Origin of the sequence: Polaromonas sp. LjRoot131, assembly GCF_964252805.1 — a bacterium.
Lineage (GTDB): Bacteria > Pseudomonadota > Gammaproteobacteria > Burkholderiales > Burkholderiaceae_C > Polaromonas.
Genome location: NZ_CAXUPF020000004.1, coordinates 348,543 through 365,000, shown reverse-complemented (window position 1 = coordinate 365,000; position 16,458 = coordinate 348,543). Strand labels below are relative to the sequence as shown.

Sequence of the window (16,458 nt, the reverse complement as noted above, 5' to 3'; positions counted from 1 at the left end):
TGATAGCCTGCGATAAGCTTCGGGGAGCTGGCAAATTAGCTTTGATCCGGAGATTTCTGAATGGGGAAACCCACCCTTAGGGGTATCGCTCACTGAATACATAGGTGTGCGAAGCGAACCGGGTGAACTGAAACATCTCAGTAGCTCGAGGAAAATACATCAACCGAGATTCCGAAAGTAGTGGCGAGCGAAATCGGAGAAGCCTGTTAGTGATAGCAAGACTCTTAGCAGAACAGCCTGGAAAGGTTGGCCATAGCGGGTGATAGCCCCGTATGCAAAAAGAGACTTGTGGTACTGAGCTAACGACAAGTAGGGCGGGACACGAGAAATCCTGTCTGAATATGGGGGGACCATCCTCCAAGGCTAAATACTCATCATTGACCGATAGTGAACTAGTACCGTGAGGGAAAGGCGAAAAGAACCCCGGGAGGGGAGTGAAATAGATCCTGAAACCGTGTGCTTACAAAAAGTAGGAGCCTCGTAAGGGGTGACTGCGTACCTTTTGTATAATGGGTCAGCGACTTACATTCAGTGGCAAGGTTAACCGAATAGGGTAGCCGTAGAGAAATCGAGTCCGAATAGGGCGATCAGTCGCTGGGTGTAGACCCGAAACCAAGTGAGCTATCCATGGCCAGGATGAAGGTGCGGTAACACGCACTGGAGGTCCGAACCGACTAGTGTTGCAAAACTAGCGGATGAGCTGTGGATAGGGGTGAAAGGCTAAACAAACTTGGAAATAGCTGGTTCTCTCCGAAAACTATTTAGGTAGTGCCTCAAGTATTACCATCGGGGGTAGAGCACTGTTTTGGCTAGGGGGTCATGGCGACTTACCAAACCAATGCAAACTCCGAATACCGATGAGTACAGCTTGGGAGACAGAGCACCGGGTGCTAACGTCCGGACTCAAGAGGGAAACAACCCAGACCGCCAGCTAAGGTCCCTAAAATTGGCTAAGTGGGAAACGAAGTGGGAAGGCTATAACAGTCAGGATGTTGGCTTAGAAGCAGCCATCATTTAAAGAAAGCGTAATAGCTCACTGATCGAGTCGTCCTGCGCGGAAGATGTAACGGGGCTAAGCCAGTTACCGAAGCTGCGGATTTGCAATTTATTGCAAGTGGTAGGAGAGCGTTCTGTAAGCCTGTGAAGGTGGTGGTGTAAACCCTGCTGGAGGTATCAGAAGTGCGAATGCTGACATGAGTAGCGTTAAAGGGGGTGAAAAGCCCCCTCGCCGTAAGCGCAAGGTTTTCTACGCAACGTTCATCGGCGTAGAGTGAGTCGGCCCCTAAGGCGAGGCAGAGATGCGTAGCTGATGGGAAACAGGTCAATATTCCTGTACCGATGTGTAGTGCGATGTGGGGACGGAGAAGGTTAACTCAGCCAACTGTTGGATATGTTGGTTCAAGCCTGTAGTCGTGCCTGGTAGGTAAATCCGCCGGGCTTAGATGAGGGGTGATAACGAGTCTGCTTGCAGACGAAGTGAGTGATACCCTGCTTCCAGGAAAAGCCACTAAGCTTCAGCTACACACGACCGTACCGCAAACCGACACTGGTGCGCGAGATGAGTATTCTAAGGCGCTTGAGAGAACTCAGGAGAAGGAACTCGGCAAATTGACACCGTAACTTCGGAAGAAGGTGTGCCTTTAGTAGGTGAACCATTTACTTGGGGAGCCCAATGAGGCTGCAAAAAATCGGTGGCTGCAACTGTTTATTAAAAACACAGCACTCTGCTAAGACGAAAGTCGACGTATAGGGTGTGACGCCTGCCCGGTGCTGGAAGATTAAATGATGGGGTGCAAGCTCTTGATTGAAGTCCCAGTAAACGGCGGCCGTAACTATAACGGTCCTAAGGTAGCGAAATTCCTTGTCGGGTAAGTTCCGACCTGCACGAATGGCGTAATGATGGCCACACTGTCTCCTCCTGAGACTCAGCGAAGTTGAAATGTTTGTGATGATGCAATCTCCCCGCGGAAAGACGGAAAGACCCCATGAACCTTTACTGTAGCTTTGTATTGGACTTTGAACAGATCTGTGTAGGATAGGTGGGAGGCTTTGAAGTGTGGTCGCTAGATCGCATGGAGCCAACGTTGAAATACCACCCTGGTGTGTTTGAGGTTCTAACCTAGGTCCATTATCTGGATCGGGGACAGTGCATGGTAGGCAGTTTGACTGGGGCGGTCTCCTCCCAAAGTGTAACGGAGGAGTTCGAAGGTACGCTAGGTACGGTCGGACATCGTGCTAATAGTGCAATGGCATAAGCGTGCTTAACTGCGAGACTGACAAGTCGAGCAGATGCGAAAGCAGGACATAGTGATCCGGTGGTTCTGTATGGAAGGGCCATCGCTCAACGGATAAAAGGTACTCTGGGGATAACAGGCTGATACCGCCCAAGAGTTCATATCGACGGCGGTGTTTGGCACCTCGATGTCGGCTCATCTCATCCTGGGGCTGTAGCCGGTCCCAAGGGTATGGCTGTTCGCCATTTAAAGAGGTACGTGAGCTGGGTTTAAAACGTCGTGAGACAGTTTGGTCCCTATCTTCCGTGGGCGCTGCAGATTTGAGGAAGCCTGCTCCTAGTACGAGAGGACCGGAGTGGACGAACCTCTGGTGTATCGGTTGTCACGCCAGTGGCATTGCCGAGTAGCTAAGTTCGGAAGAGATAACCGCTGAAAGCATCTAAGCGGGAAACTCGTTTCAAGATTAGATCTGCCGGGGCCTTGAGCCCCCTAAAGAGTCGTTCAAGACCAGGACGTTGATAGGTCAGGTGTGGAAGCGCAGTAATGCGTTAAGCTAACTGATACTAATTGCTCGTGCGGCTTGACCCTATAACTTTGATTAATTCGAAGTTGTTATGCCAAGTTGACGCATTCAAAAAGCACAGCTCAGCAGCTGTGCGAATCTAAATAAAATCTGATTTACTCTATGAATTCGATGGGCTGTTCTTTGGACAGTCTGTCAACAAGTTATGCCTGATGACCATAGCAAGTTGGTACCACTCCTTCCCATCCCGAACAGGACAGTGAAACGACTTAGCGCCGATGATAGTGCGGATTCCCGTGTGAAAGTAGGACATCGTCAGGCTCTTACAGCAAGGAACGCCCGGTTGATTTTTGATCAGCCGGGCGTTTTCTTTTGTCCGCTTGATTTGCCTGGTTGGCCAGCGGCCAAGCCGCACGGCAGTTAAAAAAGCCCGCGTGTATTCATGCGGGCTTTTTTGCTTGCGATGCGTGATATCGGGAAGTGAAAAGGCGCTATCGCAGAGGAGAAATTCCAGTTTCAATCCAACCAGCCAACCAGCCAACCAGCCAACCAGCCAACCAGCCAACTAGTGCTGCTCAAGCATTCACGATGTAGTCGCCGTCCCTGCGGGCGACGCCGGCCGCAATCAGCTCATCGCTGAGTTGCTTGATCCACGCATGGACAGGAATTTCCGGGAAAAACTTGTCCTTGATCTGCAGGAAATAAGGTGTCCCGGCAGCCCATTGCGCAAATTCATCGAAATCCTGGCGCTGGGTTTCGAGTAATTTGAATTTCAGCAAAACTTTCGCAGCATGCTGCGCGTGCCTCGATGGCTTGCTGACGAATGAATCCAGGCGCTGGCGTGCCCGTGCCAGCGCCTCGGGGGCATACGAAAAGATACGTCCGTGCCCGGGAATCACGGTTTTAGGATCCAGGCGCTCAATCAGATCAAGGGTTGCGGCGACTTCTGCGAATGCATCCGCGCCCTCAAGCTCCGGAAACACCACGCCAAATCCGTTTTCCCACAGGGCATCCGCGGAAATAAGCACCCGGGTACGAGGTTCAAAGAAAACCAGTGAGTGCGGATCGTGCCCAGGCGCCGCGTGAACCTCCCACATTTCCGATCCGAAGCGCATGGAAATCCCAGGTTGAATCGCCTGCGTGAAGCTGAACCGCGGACAAAGCTGCCCTGTTGGCACATAAGTCAGCGCTACCGCATCCCAATCCGCGACTTGTTGTGCGTGGCCAGGCGGAATAAAAGTGCGAAGACCTGGATAACGAGCCTGCAAAGCCGCATTTCCGCCGCAATGATCGCTGTGCAAATGCGTGTTGATGAGAATATCAAGAGGCCGCGACCCTAGAACGGACTCGACCAACGAAAGCGTTTGCGGTACGTGCGTGCAATAGCCACTGTCGACCAGCAGGGTTTCGTCGCCGCCCGTGAACAAAATGTTGTTGGCGGAGAGCCAGCCGCGCTCGAAAACATGCAGCCCCAGCGGGAAATCCGGTGCAGCCATCAACAATTGCCGGCGAAAAAATACTCAGGCCGATGTGCGCAGTTCACGCCTGAGGATTTTTCCGACGTTGGTTTTGGGTAGGTCATCGCGGAACTCAATGTATTTGGGGCGTTTGTAGCCGGTGAGATGCTGCTTGCAATAAGCGCTTACGTCGTCTTCGGTCAGTGTAGGGTCATTCTTCACGACAAAAACCTTGATGGCCTCTCCTTGCTTGTCATCTGCAATACCGACGGCCGCACATTCGACGACACCAGGGCACAGGGAAATCACGTTTTCCAGCTCGTTGGGGAAGACATTGAAGCCGGAAACAATGATCATGTCCTTCTTGCGGTCGATGATTTTGGTGTAGCCGCGCTCGTCCATGATGCCGATGTCGCCTGTGCGCATGAAGCCGTCGGAGGTGAACGCCTTCTTGTTTTCTTCCTGTTGCTGGTAGTAGCCCGTCATGACCTGCGGACCCTTGATGCAGATCTCGCCGGATTCCCCAATCGCGAGCGACTTGCCGTCGTCATCCTTGATCGCGATCTCGATGCTGGGCAGCGGCAGGCCTATGGTGCCGGTGAAATCCTTGTTGGTCACCGGGTTGTTGGTGCCGATCGCGCAAGTTTCGCTCATGCCCCAGCCTTCAATCATGGGGCAGCCCGTGACCTGCAGCCAATGCTTCGCCGTACCCTCCGATGCGGCCATGCCACCGGCCTGGGAGACGCAAAGGCTGGAGAAGTCCACCGTCTTGAACTGCGGATGCTGAAGCAGCGCGTTGAACAAGGTGTTGACCGCCGGCAGCAAGTGAAACGGCCTCTTCTTGAGGAGCTCGATGAACTTGCCGAAGTCGCGCGGGTTGGGAATCAGCGTCAAATGGGCGCCCCAGCGAATGGTCAGCAAGCACAGCGTCAGCGCGAAGATGTGGTACAGCGGCAAGGCCGCGATGTTGTTGGTCTTGCTGACGTCGCCTATGCGTTTCAAGGCGGGGGTAAACCATTCCTCCGCCTGCAAAATCGCGGCGACGATGTTGCGATGGGTGAGAACCGCGCCTTTCGACAAACCGGTGGTCCCGCCGGTGTACTGCAAAAATGCGATGGAATCGAGCGTGCTTTGTGCGGGTTTGAGCGCCAGGCGGCTGCCCTCGGCGATCGCGCGGTTGAAGGCAGTGACGCTGCGTCCTTCGCTCAACGGCAGCTTGTACGCCGGCACCAGCTTGGCGAGGTGGCGAACCGCGAAGGTGATCCATTGCCCGTACCAGAAGCCGAGCAAATCGCCCATGGACGCCATGACGACGTTCTTCACCGGCGTGCGTTCAATCACCTCCGCCAGGGTCGCCGCGAAGTTTTCCAGGATCACGATGGTCGTCGCGCCGGAATCGCGCAACTGGTGCTCCAGCTCCCGCGCGGTGTACAGCGGATTGACGTTAACGCAGGTATAACCCGCACGCAGGATGGCGGCCATGGTGACGGCAAACTGCGGCACGTTGGGCAGCATGATGGCGACGCGTGCACCTGGTTCCAGACCCAGGCTTTGCAGCCAGGCGCCCAGCGCCGACGAAAGCTCGTCAAGCTGGCCGTAAGTCATCCAGCGGTCCATGCACACCGAGAACGGCTTGGCTGCGTTCTTCCTGAACGATTCCTCCAGCAGATGTGTCAGTGAGCGGAACTGTTCGGTATCGATTTCGTGCGAAACGCCTTCGGGATAACTCTTGAGCCAATGCTTGTTCATACAAACTCCTTGCAGACCATTGTGAAAGCCATGCAATGGAATCCGTATGGGGCTTGTCCTAATGTGGGCGCGATATCAGGGCCCGGCCGCGAGCAAATGGCCCAATCTGGTCTCGCAGGTGACAGCGTCGTCCTCAAACAGGGAGTGAATCCAGGCTGTCTCGCGGTCCTTGATGACTTTGAGGAACTCGCCCGCGCCGCGCATGTCGGCGAAGGCGTCGAAGCCGGTTTCCAGGAAATGCTGCAGCGAATTCAGCCCGGCCGCCGCTGCGGGTCCGCGCATCATTTTGAGCAAGGTGCGAAGCCCGAACGTCCGCGTCAGGCGGTCGAGCTCCCGTCCCAGGTGAAGCACCACTTCGAGCTGCCGCTCGCGCGCGGCTATGTCTCCGACGCGGCGCCAGCAGCGGATGTAACGCGCGCATTCACTGCTTTGGGGGACGGCCGCCACGTCCGCCAGCCACTGGCGCGCCATCAGGTCGTCGAGTTGCTCCGTCAGCGCGTGCACTTCCGCCAGCGCGGCCGCGGTGTTGACCACGGGCTGCGGAAAAAGCTTGGCGATGGTGCCAGCGATGCGCGCGAACTGCTGGTCGCGCTCGGCATAGTCCTTGTCGCTGTAGAGCTCCTGCAGAAAAAACGTGGCCGCCGTTTTATACCGATGGCTGTGCAGTAGGTCGGAATAGGTGGCCTGGAAGCGGCGTGCCTGGAAGCGCTTGACCTCGGCGCTGGCGCTGGCCAGCGGCGGGTCGGCCCTGTGCTGCTGCCGAAGCCTGGCCACGGTCTCTAGCGCGTCGTGTATTTGTTGTGCGGAGGCGTCCATACAAACCCGGAGTTTATCTAGGTACCGGCCCCTATTGAAACTTAAATGCCCATGCGAAACTGCCGGGATGCAAAGAAGAACGCTCCTCAAGCTCGGCGCCGCGTCGGCCGCCGTGTTGCTGGTTGCCGGTGGCACGGCCGCGTTGTTGCAGCCCGGCCTTGCCGGCGGCTCCCTGAGCGCTTCGGGGCGTGAGGTATTTTCCGCCGTCGGCCGGGCCATACTGGACAAGACCCTGCCGGCCGACGACGGCGCGCGGCACATCGCGCTGAACGGCCTGCTCGGCCGCATCGACGCGCTGGTGCAATCGCTGCCGCCGCACGCGCAGGCTGAACTTTCGCAACTGCTGGCCTTGCTCGCCAGCGCCGCAGGCCGGCGCACCTTGGCCGGTCTGAGCCAACCATGGGACGAGTCGTCCATCGCCGACATCCAGCAATCACTTCAGGACATGCGCCTGTCCAGGCTGGCCCTGCGCCAGCAGGCCTACGCCGCCTTGCATGACATCACCGCGGGCGCGTATTTTTCCGACCCAGCCAGTTGGCCGCTGCTGGGATATCCCGGTCCCATGAAGATATAGAAGCATCGAAAGCCGCATGAGCCAACTGAAAGACCCGATCCGTGAGGGCATCGCGCGTGGCTGGAAAGTCATGGGCGGCGCGTTGGCGCCGGTGCCGCAGAGCATGCGCTGCGACGTTGCCATCATCGGCAGCGGCGCCGGTGCCGGCGTCACCGCCGAGCTGCTGGCCAAGGCCGGCCTGCAGGTGGTGATGGTTGAAGAGGGCCCGCTCAAAAGCAGCAGCGACTTCAACCAGAAAGAATCCGAAGCCTATCCTTCGCTGTACCAGGAAAGCGCGGCGCGCAAAACCGAAGACAAGGCCATCAACATCCTGCAAGGGCGCTGCGTGGGCGGCTCCACCACGGTGAACTGGACCAGCTCCTTTCGCACGCCGGACTCCACGCTCAAGTTCTGGCAGGAGCGGTTCGGGCTGGACGGCTACACCACGGACGCGCTGGCGCCGTACTTTGCCCAGGCGGAGCAGCGCCTCAACATCACGCCCTGGCTGGTGCCCCCCAATGAGAACAACGACCTGCTGCGCAGGGGTGCGGCCAAGCTGGGAATTCCCGCTTCGGCCATCTCGCGCAATGTCAAAGGCTGCTGGAACCTCGGCTCCTGCGGCCTGGGCTGCCCGACGAATGCCAAGCAGTCCATGCTGGTCACCACCATTCCCGCGGCGCTCGACAAGGGTGCGCAGCTGCTGACCGAAACCCGCGCGGAACGCTTTGAGCTGGCCAACGGCAAGGTCACCGCGCTCGTGTGCCGCAGCCTGGGCACAGGCGAGACCATCAGGATCGCCGCGAAACACTATGTGCTCGCCGGCGGCGCCATCAACTCGCCGGCCGTGCTGCTGCGTTCGCAGGCGCCCGATCCGCACGGGGTGCTCGGTGCCCGGACCTTTCTGCACCCCGTGGTCATGTCCTCCAGCGTGTTCGATCAAAAAGTGGAAGCCTGGAACGGCGCACCGCAAACCATTTACTCCGACCACTTCCTGGAAACCCAGGCGATCGACGGCCCCATCGGCTACAAGCTCGAGGCGCCTCCGCTGCACCCGGTGATTTTTGCGTCGACCGTGCCGGGCTTCGGCCAGGGCCAGCACGAGCTGCTCAAATCCTTCCCCTACAACCACACTTTGTTGGCGCTGCTGCGCGACGGCTTCCATGACGAGTCGCCGGGCGGGCAGGTCAAGCTGCGCGGCGACAACTCCGCGGTGCTGGACTACCCGCTCACGGATTACGTGATGGAGGGCGGGCGCAGGGCCTTGCTGTCGATGATGGAGATCCAGTTCGCGGCGGGCGCGAAACAGGTGCTGCCGCTGCACGAGATGGCTCAGCCCTACACCACCTGGGCACAGGCGCGCGACGCGGTCAATGCCTTGCCGATGAAACCCCTGCTGACGCGGGTCGTGAGCGCCCACGTCATGGGCGGCTGCGCTATGGCCGGCACCGAACGCCGAGGCGTCACCCGGCCGGATGGCGTGCATTGGCAGCTGGAGAACCTGTCCATCCACGACGGTTCGCTGTTCCCGACCAGCATAGGCGCGAACCCGCAGCTGTCCATTTATGGCATGGTGAACCGCCTGGCGCAGGACCTGGCCGGCAGGCTCTCGGGCCGGGCTGTCACACTGGCCTGAGATACTGCGGCTAACCCCGCTTCTTTCTCCTTTTTGCCGATTCATGCTGGCCCAACTACAAAGACTCATTACCCTGTCCCTGGTCGCAGCGGCCTTTGGCTGGCTGCTCTGGTTCCGCGGCGATTCCCCTGTGCTGGCCATCACGGGGTTTTTGGCCATCGCGCTGGGCTACACCGCTTTCCTGGCGCTTGAATTCGTTTTTCTCCACCACGTCAACAAACAGGATCGGGCGCCGCAGCCTACCTGGATGGAATTGCTGCGCGCCTGGGTGGGTGAGACTCTGACAGCGCCGCGCGTGTTCTGCTGGCGCCAGCCCTTTCGCATGAATGTGGTGCCGGACCAGCTCGCGCCCCCCGCAGCCGTCCACGGACGCCGCGGCGTCGTGTTTGTGCATGGCTTTTTCTGCAACCGCGGTTTGTGGACGCCCTGGCTGCGGCGCGTCCAGGCCGGCGGGCGCGCCTTTGTGGCCGTCAGCCTCGAGCCCGTGTTCGGCTCCATTGACGACTATGCACCCCAGATCGACGAGGCGGTCCGCCAGGTCACCGAGGCGACCGGCCTGCCGCCGCTGCTGGTGTGCCACAGCATGGGCGGGCTGGCTGTCCGGGCCTGGCTCAAGCGCATGCGGGCCGAGGCCCGGGTCTTCCATATCGTCACCATAGGATCGCCGCACCGCGGGACCTGGCTGGCGCGCTTCGGCCACGGCCACAATGGGCGCCAGATGCGCTTGCAGTCCGACTGGCAGACGCAGCTGGACCACGAGATGCCGGCGGACCGCCATGCGCTGTTCACCTGCTGGTACTCCAACTGTGACAACATTGTGTTCCCGGCGTCCACGGCCACCTTGCCCGGGGCCGATAACCGCCTGGTTCGCGGCGCCGCCCACGTGCAGATGGCCTTCCTGCCGCAGGTCATGGACGCCACCCTGGCCATGCTGGAGCGCGAGCCGGCCTGAAAAACAGCGCCGAGGGCGAATTCTTGTGAATTTCTCACAAAAATGACCCTGCATATTCACTATCCACATTCGGCCGGGCTTTTTATGCTCATCTATTTGTAGGATGGAGCGCCCCGTGACCCTGTACGCACAGCCCGATGCCGCCTTCCTGGAGGCCGCGCCCCCCTTTCCCCTGGACGAAACCGATCCGGCGCCGGCATTGCTGGCCCTGCTGCTGGATGAGCTGGCCCATGGCGTGCTCATCATCAGCACCCAGGGAAAGATCCTGTACGCCAACCAGGCCGCCCGGCGTGAGCTCGACCGCGCCGCCGTGCTGGGCGCGGAGCGGGGCGAGTTGAAGGTCCTCATGCCGGCTGATGCCAAGGCCTTCCAGAATGCCCTGGGCAAGGCCATGGCCGGCAAGCGCGGCCTCATCAGGCTGGCTGCCGAGGCCGTGGATTTCACACTTGCCCTGGTCCCGCTGCAGCGCCAGCCTGGTGGCCCCTGCGACCGGATCGCGCTCTTGTTGTCGCGCGTGGGGGTCAGCGAGTCCGGTGTGTTCGGCGCGTTTGCCCGCAACCACGGCCTCACCCACACGGAAGAGCAGGTGCTGGTCTTGCTGTGCCGCTGCCTGAGCACGCCCGAGATCGCCACGCAGATGAAAGTCGCCGTCTCCACCGTGCGCAGCCACGTGCGCAGCCTGTGCGCCAAGACCGCTTCCAGCGGTGTCCGTGAACTGGTCAACCGCGTGGCGATTCTGCCGCCCATCGCTCCCTTGCCGCTCGGACAGATTCATTGAGAGATTGATGGCCGCAACGGGCCGGCAACGTGCTAGATTACGACTCATAACATGAGTCTGCCTATGCCGCCCGAAGAAGATCTTTACGCCCATCTGACCCCCGAATTACGTACCCTGGCCATGCGCGGCGCGGTGCGAAGTTATCCCAAGAAGGCGGTCGTCATCAACGAGGGCGAAATCGGGGACAGCCTGTTCGTACTGCTCAAAGGCAGCGTCAAAGTGTTTTCCATGGACGAAAGCGGCCGGGAAATCACCTATGGAAGGATTCATTCAGGCGACTATTTCGGCGAAATGTCGCTGGACGGCGGGCCCCGCTCGGCCTCGGTCATCACCCTGGAGCCCTGCACCTGCGCCGTACTCAGTCGTACGGAAGTGAGCGAGCACTTGGTTTATGAGCCAGGATTTGCCATCAATCTGGTGGTCCAGGTCATCCGCCGCGCCCGCACCGCCACGGAAGCTGCCCGCAACATGGCTTTGCTCGACGTGTATGGGCGATTGATTGCCGTGCTGGAAGCCCACGACGACGTCGCGACCCGCGATACCGCCGAGGGAGTCACCTTGGAGTCCATCACCCACCAGGACATCGCCAGCCGCGTCGGCGCCTCGCGCGAGATGGTGAGCCGCCTGCTCAAAGACCTTGAAAAGGGCGGCTACATCGAGATGGGCACCAAGCGCATCACCCTGCTCAAGAAACTGCCCAGCCGCTGGTAGCGGCGAGGGCGGTCTATATCGCGTTGAAGATGCGCCGCGTTTCCTGCGGCGCCGCGGCACTGGTGCCCTTGAGCCGGACAGCTGAACCGCTGTAGGTGCCTGCAGCCCGAACCCCCGTCAAGGCGGGATTTTCATCACTGAACGCCGCGGTGCTGGGGGTCTTCACCACACCGGGACGCTCGGGCCTGCATGCATCAGGGTCCGGTTTTTGCGGGGAGTAATGAGCCCAGTGCGACCCCACGATCCGCGTGCCGCCTACGGACACCGTCTTGCGCCCGGTGGCAATGCTGTTGAAGTTGCCGCTGCGCCGGATCAAGGTCGGGTTGTCGGGGTGATCCACGAAAGAGCCCGGGTTGCCGCTCATGTCGTACAGCGCGTCTTCAAAGTGCGACTGGCGCCCTCCTCGCGTGCCGGTCACCACGTCGTCACGTTCCACATAGGCGTCTACCGTGACCTTGCCCGGCTGCGTGTTGGTCAGCTTGATCTGCCATACGCCGCTGGGGGCCGTGGCGGTGCCCTGGTTGAAACTGAAGGTGGGCGCCAACGCGATCAGCGCGCAAGTGCCGTGCGTGCCGGTTGCCACGCTTTTGGGGTAGATCAGCGCGCACAGCGGCTGCGTGCCGTTGCCCGTCCACATGCGGGACTCGCCGAAGCCCAGGGCCGGCAGTGCAGCCTGTCCAGGAGGCGTGATCTCTATCCGGATGCCCTGGGACTGCGGCGGCAGCCACAACTCCAGGAAGTTTTCGGTGGCGTCATCGGGTTGCCCGCGCCAATGCAGCACTGCGTGCTCATTTTTTGCCAAGGTCACGTTGCCGTGCGTGCGCAATTGGTAGCTGTTGCCTGCCGCCAGCACGATCCGCAGCCGCTGGCCGCAGAGCGTGATCAGCTGGTCCATCGCCGCTTCCAGCAGTGAACTTCCGTCATGCGGCCCGGCCACGGTGCCGAAGCTGATGTTGGTCACGATTTTCGCGTCATGTGCGCAGCGGGAAAGAACATACATCAATCCATCAAGGACGTGTACGTTCATCGAGCCGCCCGAAGTATCGGCCACGGTGTCGTAGTCCAGCTGCACGGCGATGATGTCGCAGCGGCTGGCATCGTCGTCGGCCGGCGCCCAGCTGGCCGGCCCGTCAAAGCCTGGTGGAAGATCGGCTACCTGTGCCAGCAAGGTCCGCGGGCCGCACGCCAAGTCCAGCACATGTGTGCCATGACTGACGCGCTTTCGCAGTGTCTCAAGTTTGAAATGCGCATAGACCGCACTTTCGTCTACCACACCGTCGTAGGTGCGCTGTTGCATCGCGTGGTTGATGTCAGCGGCGGTAAGTTCATGCCCATAACCAAGGCCTGACGGCGTGCCGCCCACACCTTTGCCGTCTTGCCGCCAGAAGTACTTCGTACGTGCCTTGCCCTTGTGCAGGAAATTGGCGTTGGCGAAAGCCAGGTCATCGTCGATGACCGCCATCACCTTGCCCTTGAGCAGGGGCTGGGCGCGGGGGGGCGTGCCGGCGGAGCCCGGACCTTCGGTATGCAGGCCTGCGGCCAAACCCAGTTCCAGCCGCCTGACCAGCGCATGTAGGTTGCCGCCCGGCTGGATGTGCTTGAAGAACGCCGGCTTGACGCGGGCCGTGCAGTAGCGCAGCCCCACCGGCGCGGCACTGGAGGTGTACACCGGCGGCACATGCAGCCACAGAGGTGAGGCCGCGGCTATGAATTGGGCGATGCTGGTGCCGGCGCTGAGCTCAATCGCCACGGGCAGCCACTTCGGCTGCTTGTCGCCATAACCCGCAAACCGGTCGGTTTCAGCCCACACCAGATAGGGGTCAAAGCCATTCGTTGCGTCGGGCTTGGACCAGTCGATACCGGTGAACCCGCCTTTTGGAAGTTTGCTCCAGGTCATGACTATCCTTACTGGAGGGGTTTCCACTCTTTGACGGCCTTGGACCACATGAAGGCCAGCAGCGGCGAAGCCGCAATGTTGCCGACCTTGCCAAGGTATTCGTAATAGCCGCTGTGGTGGTCGTCCATGGAAACGCGCAGGTCAAAATCGACGACGCCGCCTTGCGGGGTATGGAACTTCCGGCCGTCGAAGCCGCGCTCGTGAAGCTTGTTGTTGCCGAGGCAGCGGGCCACCAGGAAGTCGCCGAGAGCCGTGCCGAGCAGCCTTCCCACGGCGCTGTCCACGGGGTAGTGCAGGCCTGCCACCGTGCGATTTACCGCGATGCGGGCCGCTTGCCGCTCCAGCTGCTCACGGAATTTGGCGCCGGTGCCATTGGCGTTCTCAAGCAGGGCCAGCAACACTGTGGCCACGGTGAATGCCTCCGTCGCATGCCCGCTGGGCCAGCTGGCGTGGCCGGGGGTGTCGATCATCGGCTGAACTTGCGGTGACAGCTCCATGGGGCGCGGGCAGGCGAAAGCATGCTTGAAGCGCATCTCCACATCCGAGGCGAGGAGGAGCGACAGCGTTATCAGCTCCAATGTCCATTTATGGCGGTGCGGCTGTAAACCCACAACGGATCCCCAATAGGGCACCTGAGGGGTCGTCTGGCTGAGGATTTCGCTACCCCGGTCTTCACGCAGTTCTGCGTAGTTGGCAACCAGCCCGACCTGTTGCTTGAAGACCTTCGCGGTAGGACGTATCAAACGGACAACGGTGTGATCCTTGAGCGGCTTCTTGTTCAAGTCGACAAAGCCCAGCGTCACTGATTCTTTGGTTTGGTTGACATCGAAATGCAGTCCGCCCAACAGCTCAAGTTCACAGACTTGCAGTCGCCGCTCGGCTGCCCATTGCGTCAGGCGATCCGCCTTGTCGATAGGAAGGGGCAGGTTCACCGGCAGGGTGGGGCCTTGGAACGGCCCGACGAGGGCTGAGCGGCTTTTTGTCAGGCCGTCTGCAAGCAGCGGATCCGAGCCAGCCGCACCCAAACCGCCAAGCCCTCCCAAGCCGCCAAGTCCACCGAGCCCTCCCAAACCGCCCAAACCGCCAAGTCCGCCAAGTCCGCCAAGTCCCCCCAAACCGCCCAGTCCACCAAGACTACTCATAGTCAATTCTCCTCGTTAAGTTGAAACACTCTCATTTATTCCGGCAGGCCGGCGAGCTTCAGCGCGTTGGCATAAGCTTCTCCGATCGGGTACTCGCTGCTAGGAGATCGCTCACGAAATTTGCTAACCGTGAAGGTCGGTTCCAGGTTCAGCAGGCTGGTAACCGTCGCAGATGCCGCTTCCAGTTTTCCCGACATTGCCTGAGCTATGGCCAATGCACGGTATGTGGATGTATGTGTTTTGTTGCTGCGCAGTGACCGCAAGGCAAGCTCGATTGCACGCTCATATTGAGCGGCCGATACAGCGGCTGACGCCGCCAATGAATCATAGAAATACCGGATTGGATCGAGAGGAGACAAGCGCAGGGCGCGCTCGCTCGCGTCAAACGCCGCGCCTCCGTCTCCCCTGAACGCATTAAGTGTTCCGGTCAACAGCCATGCCAGGGACTCATTGGGGTTGACGCTTAGCGCTGCTTCGTAGCGTTGTGCGGCGACTTCCAGGTTCTTCAGCAAATTTGTGTGAACGAAGCCATCTATCGTGAGCGCCAGAGAAGAGGTTGGGTCAATGTCGAGGGCTCTTTTGGTGCAATCCAACGCAAGCTGTTTCTCTTTCTCGGGGTTTTCCGCCCACCCCTGCTGTACCCGTAGTACGTGCCATTTCGCCAGCCATGCGTAAGGGATTGGATGGCGGCGGCTGCGGTCGATCAGGTGTTCCAGCATCGCGCGAGCGCGGTCAAACTCACTGAACGCCGTGCGATGCATCAGTGCGACCGAACCCAGCAGCAAGGTATAGCCGTCCAGCGTCGGCAGGGCCTGGCTTTGGGCTCGCTCCAATTGCTGGGACATGACGGAAGAGCTGATGGCCGCCACCACCCGCGAAATCAGCTCGTTATCCATCGCAAACACGCCGTGCACTTCCCCTTTGAGATTGTCTGCCCAGACCACATGCTCGGTTTTGGCATCAATCAGCTCGACAAACAGTGCAAGCTGTACACCCATACTGCGGCAGGTGCCCGAAAGAATATAGCTGGCACCCAGGTGCGTGCGGATATCCTCAATGGCCTCTTGCCGCTCACGGAATACCGTCGTGGACAGCCGCGAGATCACATGGAGTTCCGAGGTCCGGGACAGTGCGGCGATGACCTCGTCGGCCAGCGCTTCGCCCAGCATTTCATGACCGGGCTCGGAACTTCGCATCGCGAAGGGGATGACAGCAATAGTAGGACGCAGGTCAAGGCGCACCGTTTTGCTGAGGGCGATCACCGGATGCTCTCCTGGCGGAGCAATGCGATAAGCGCGGACGGGCTTTTCAACGTGCTTGAGATGGCATTCGCCCAGATCCTCGATGTCGGCGTCCAGGTTGGCAGTGAGGTTGTCGCGCAGCGCGGCCGTTACCACCAGTTCACCGGGACCCGCCAGGGTACAAAAGCGCGCGGTCAGATTGACGTCGGTGCCATAAATATCATGCTGGTCCGTCACAAAGCTCGCCAGGTGGCCGCCCATGCGCAGATGCATTTGCAGCTCAGGCTGCAGGCGGGAATTGGCCTGCTGGCTGAAATGCTGCATGGCAAACGCCGCCTTGATACCGCCTTGAGCGTTGGCAAATTCCAGCATCAGGCCGTCACCCAGGCTTTTGACGATGCGGCCGCCATGCAGCGGCAGGATTCGCTGCTCAGCCTGCTGTACCAGTTGTTGCCACCGCCGTACGAAATCATCTTGGTCCTGTTCCATGATCCTGACGGACTCCACCACATCCATGACCAGCAGCACCTTGGTGCTCCGGTTCATGTGGGCGGGAAATTCAGTCAGGGGGTACATCGTAAGCGGCGTAACAAATTTTTACCTCCTCATTTTGGAGGAGAACGCGGGTAATGGAAATACTGTGCGCGGCTTTATCTACAGAAACATCGGAATTGTTATGCTTGAGCAAAACCCATGGTAGATTGCATTTAGCTGCGGTTTTGATGCACTAAAGGTCCGCTTTGCGGCTGCCTTATACAAAAACTGGGGTGAA

The 16,458-nt window shown here is 59.6% G+C and carries 11 protein-coding genes and 2 rRNA genes (1 of these 13 cut by a window edge); 7 read left to right on the top strand and 6 right to left on the bottom strand.

The window, feature by feature from the left end:
- Window positions 1–2,822: ribosomal RNA gene (locus ACSQ27_RS19245) — 23S ribosomal RNA — on the top strand (it extends 58 nt beyond the left edge of the window).
- Window positions 2,823–2,965: 143 nt separating this feature from the next.
- Window positions 2,966–3,078, top strand: a 5S ribosomal RNA gene (gene rrf / locus ACSQ27_RS19240).
- A 254-nt stretch (window positions 3,079–3,332) separates the two neighbouring features.
- On the opposite strand, the gene ACSQ27_RS19235 is transcribed toward rrf, so the two are convergent.
- The 3 genes from ACSQ27_RS19235 to ACSQ27_RS19225 form a co-directional block, all read right to left on the bottom strand.
- Window positions 3,333–4,253 carry an MBL fold metallo-hydrolase gene (locus ACSQ27_RS19235; RefSeq protein WP_436157089.1) on the bottom strand — a complete coding sequence of 307 codons (921 nt, stop codon included), beginning with the start codon at window positions 4,251–4,253 and terminating at the stop codon, window positions 3,333–3,335.
- Between the two features lie 24 nt (window positions 4,254–4,277).
- Complete coding sequence (locus tag ACSQ27_RS19230) at window positions 4,278–5,963, bottom strand: AMP-binding protein (RefSeq protein ID WP_436157088.1); 1,686 nt, start codon at window positions 5,961–5,963, stop codon at window positions 4,278–4,280.
- Between the two features lie 75 nt (window positions 5,964–6,038).
- Entirely contained in the window at window positions 6,039–6,737 is a 699-nt protein-coding gene (locus ACSQ27_RS19225; RefSeq protein WP_436157087.1) for an FFLEELY motif protein, read from the bottom strand.
- 109 nt (window positions 6,738–6,846) lie between these two features.
- On the opposite strand from ACSQ27_RS19225, the gene ACSQ27_RS19220 reads away from it, so the two are divergent.
- The 5 genes from ACSQ27_RS19220 to ACSQ27_RS19200 all read left to right on the top strand — a co-directional run bounded on the left by ACSQ27_RS19220 (window position 6,847) and on the right by ACSQ27_RS19200 (window position 11,406).
- A complete protein-coding gene (locus tag ACSQ27_RS19220; protein WP_436157086.1) occupies window positions 6,847–7,353 on the top strand; it encodes a hypothetical protein in 507 nt (168 codons plus the stop codon).
- Between the two features lie 16 nt (window positions 7,354–7,369).
- On the top strand, window positions 7,370–8,965 hold the full coding sequence (locus ACSQ27_RS19215) for a GMC family oxidoreductase N-terminal domain-containing protein (protein WP_436157085.1): 1,596 nt from the start codon (window positions 7,370–7,372) through the stop codon (window positions 8,963–8,965).
- A 43-nt stretch (window positions 8,966–9,008) separates the two neighbouring features.
- Window positions 9,009–9,917, top strand: coding sequence for an esterase/lipase family protein (locus ACSQ27_RS19210; protein WP_436157084.1), 909 nt, complete (start codon window positions 9,009–9,011; stop codon window positions 9,915–9,917).
- A gap of 115 nt (window positions 9,918–10,032) precedes the next feature.
- Window positions 10,033–10,695, top strand: coding sequence for a helix-turn-helix transcriptional regulator (locus ACSQ27_RS19205; RefSeq protein WP_436157083.1), 663 nt, complete (start codon window positions 10,033–10,035; stop codon window positions 10,693–10,695).
- Between the two features lie 63 nt (window positions 10,696–10,758).
- Window positions 10,759–11,406, top strand: coding sequence for a Crp/Fnr family transcriptional regulator (locus tag ACSQ27_RS19200; protein WP_436157082.1), 648 nt, complete (start codon window positions 10,759–10,761; stop codon window positions 11,404–11,406).
- A gap of 13 nt (window positions 11,407–11,419) precedes the next feature.
- Here the strand turns inward: ACSQ27_RS19200 and ACSQ27_RS19195 are convergent, their stop codons facing one another.
- Genes ACSQ27_RS19195 through ACSQ27_RS19185 form a run of 3 tightly spaced genes read right to left on the bottom strand, consistent with a single transcriptional unit; the run spans window position 11,420 to window position 16,232 of the window.
- Window positions 11,420–13,303: a hypothetical protein gene (locus ACSQ27_RS19195; protein WP_436157081.1), complete on the bottom strand. Its 1,884-nt coding sequence runs from the start codon at window positions 13,301–13,303 to the stop codon at window positions 11,420–11,422.
- Between the two features lie 8 nt (window positions 13,304–13,311).
- Window positions 13,312–14,445 carry a phosphatase PAP2 family protein gene (locus ACSQ27_RS19190; RefSeq protein ID WP_436157080.1) on the bottom strand — a complete coding sequence of 378 codons (1,134 nt, stop codon included), beginning with the start codon at window positions 14,443–14,445 and terminating at the stop codon, window positions 13,312–13,314.
- Between the two features lie 35 nt (window positions 14,446–14,480).
- On the bottom strand, window positions 14,481–16,232 hold the full coding sequence (locus ACSQ27_RS19185) for an adenylate/guanylate cyclase domain-containing protein (protein ID WP_436157079.1): 1,752 nt from the start codon (window positions 16,230–16,232) through the stop codon (window positions 14,481–14,483).
- Between the last annotated feature and the right edge of the window lie 226 nt (window positions 16,233–16,458).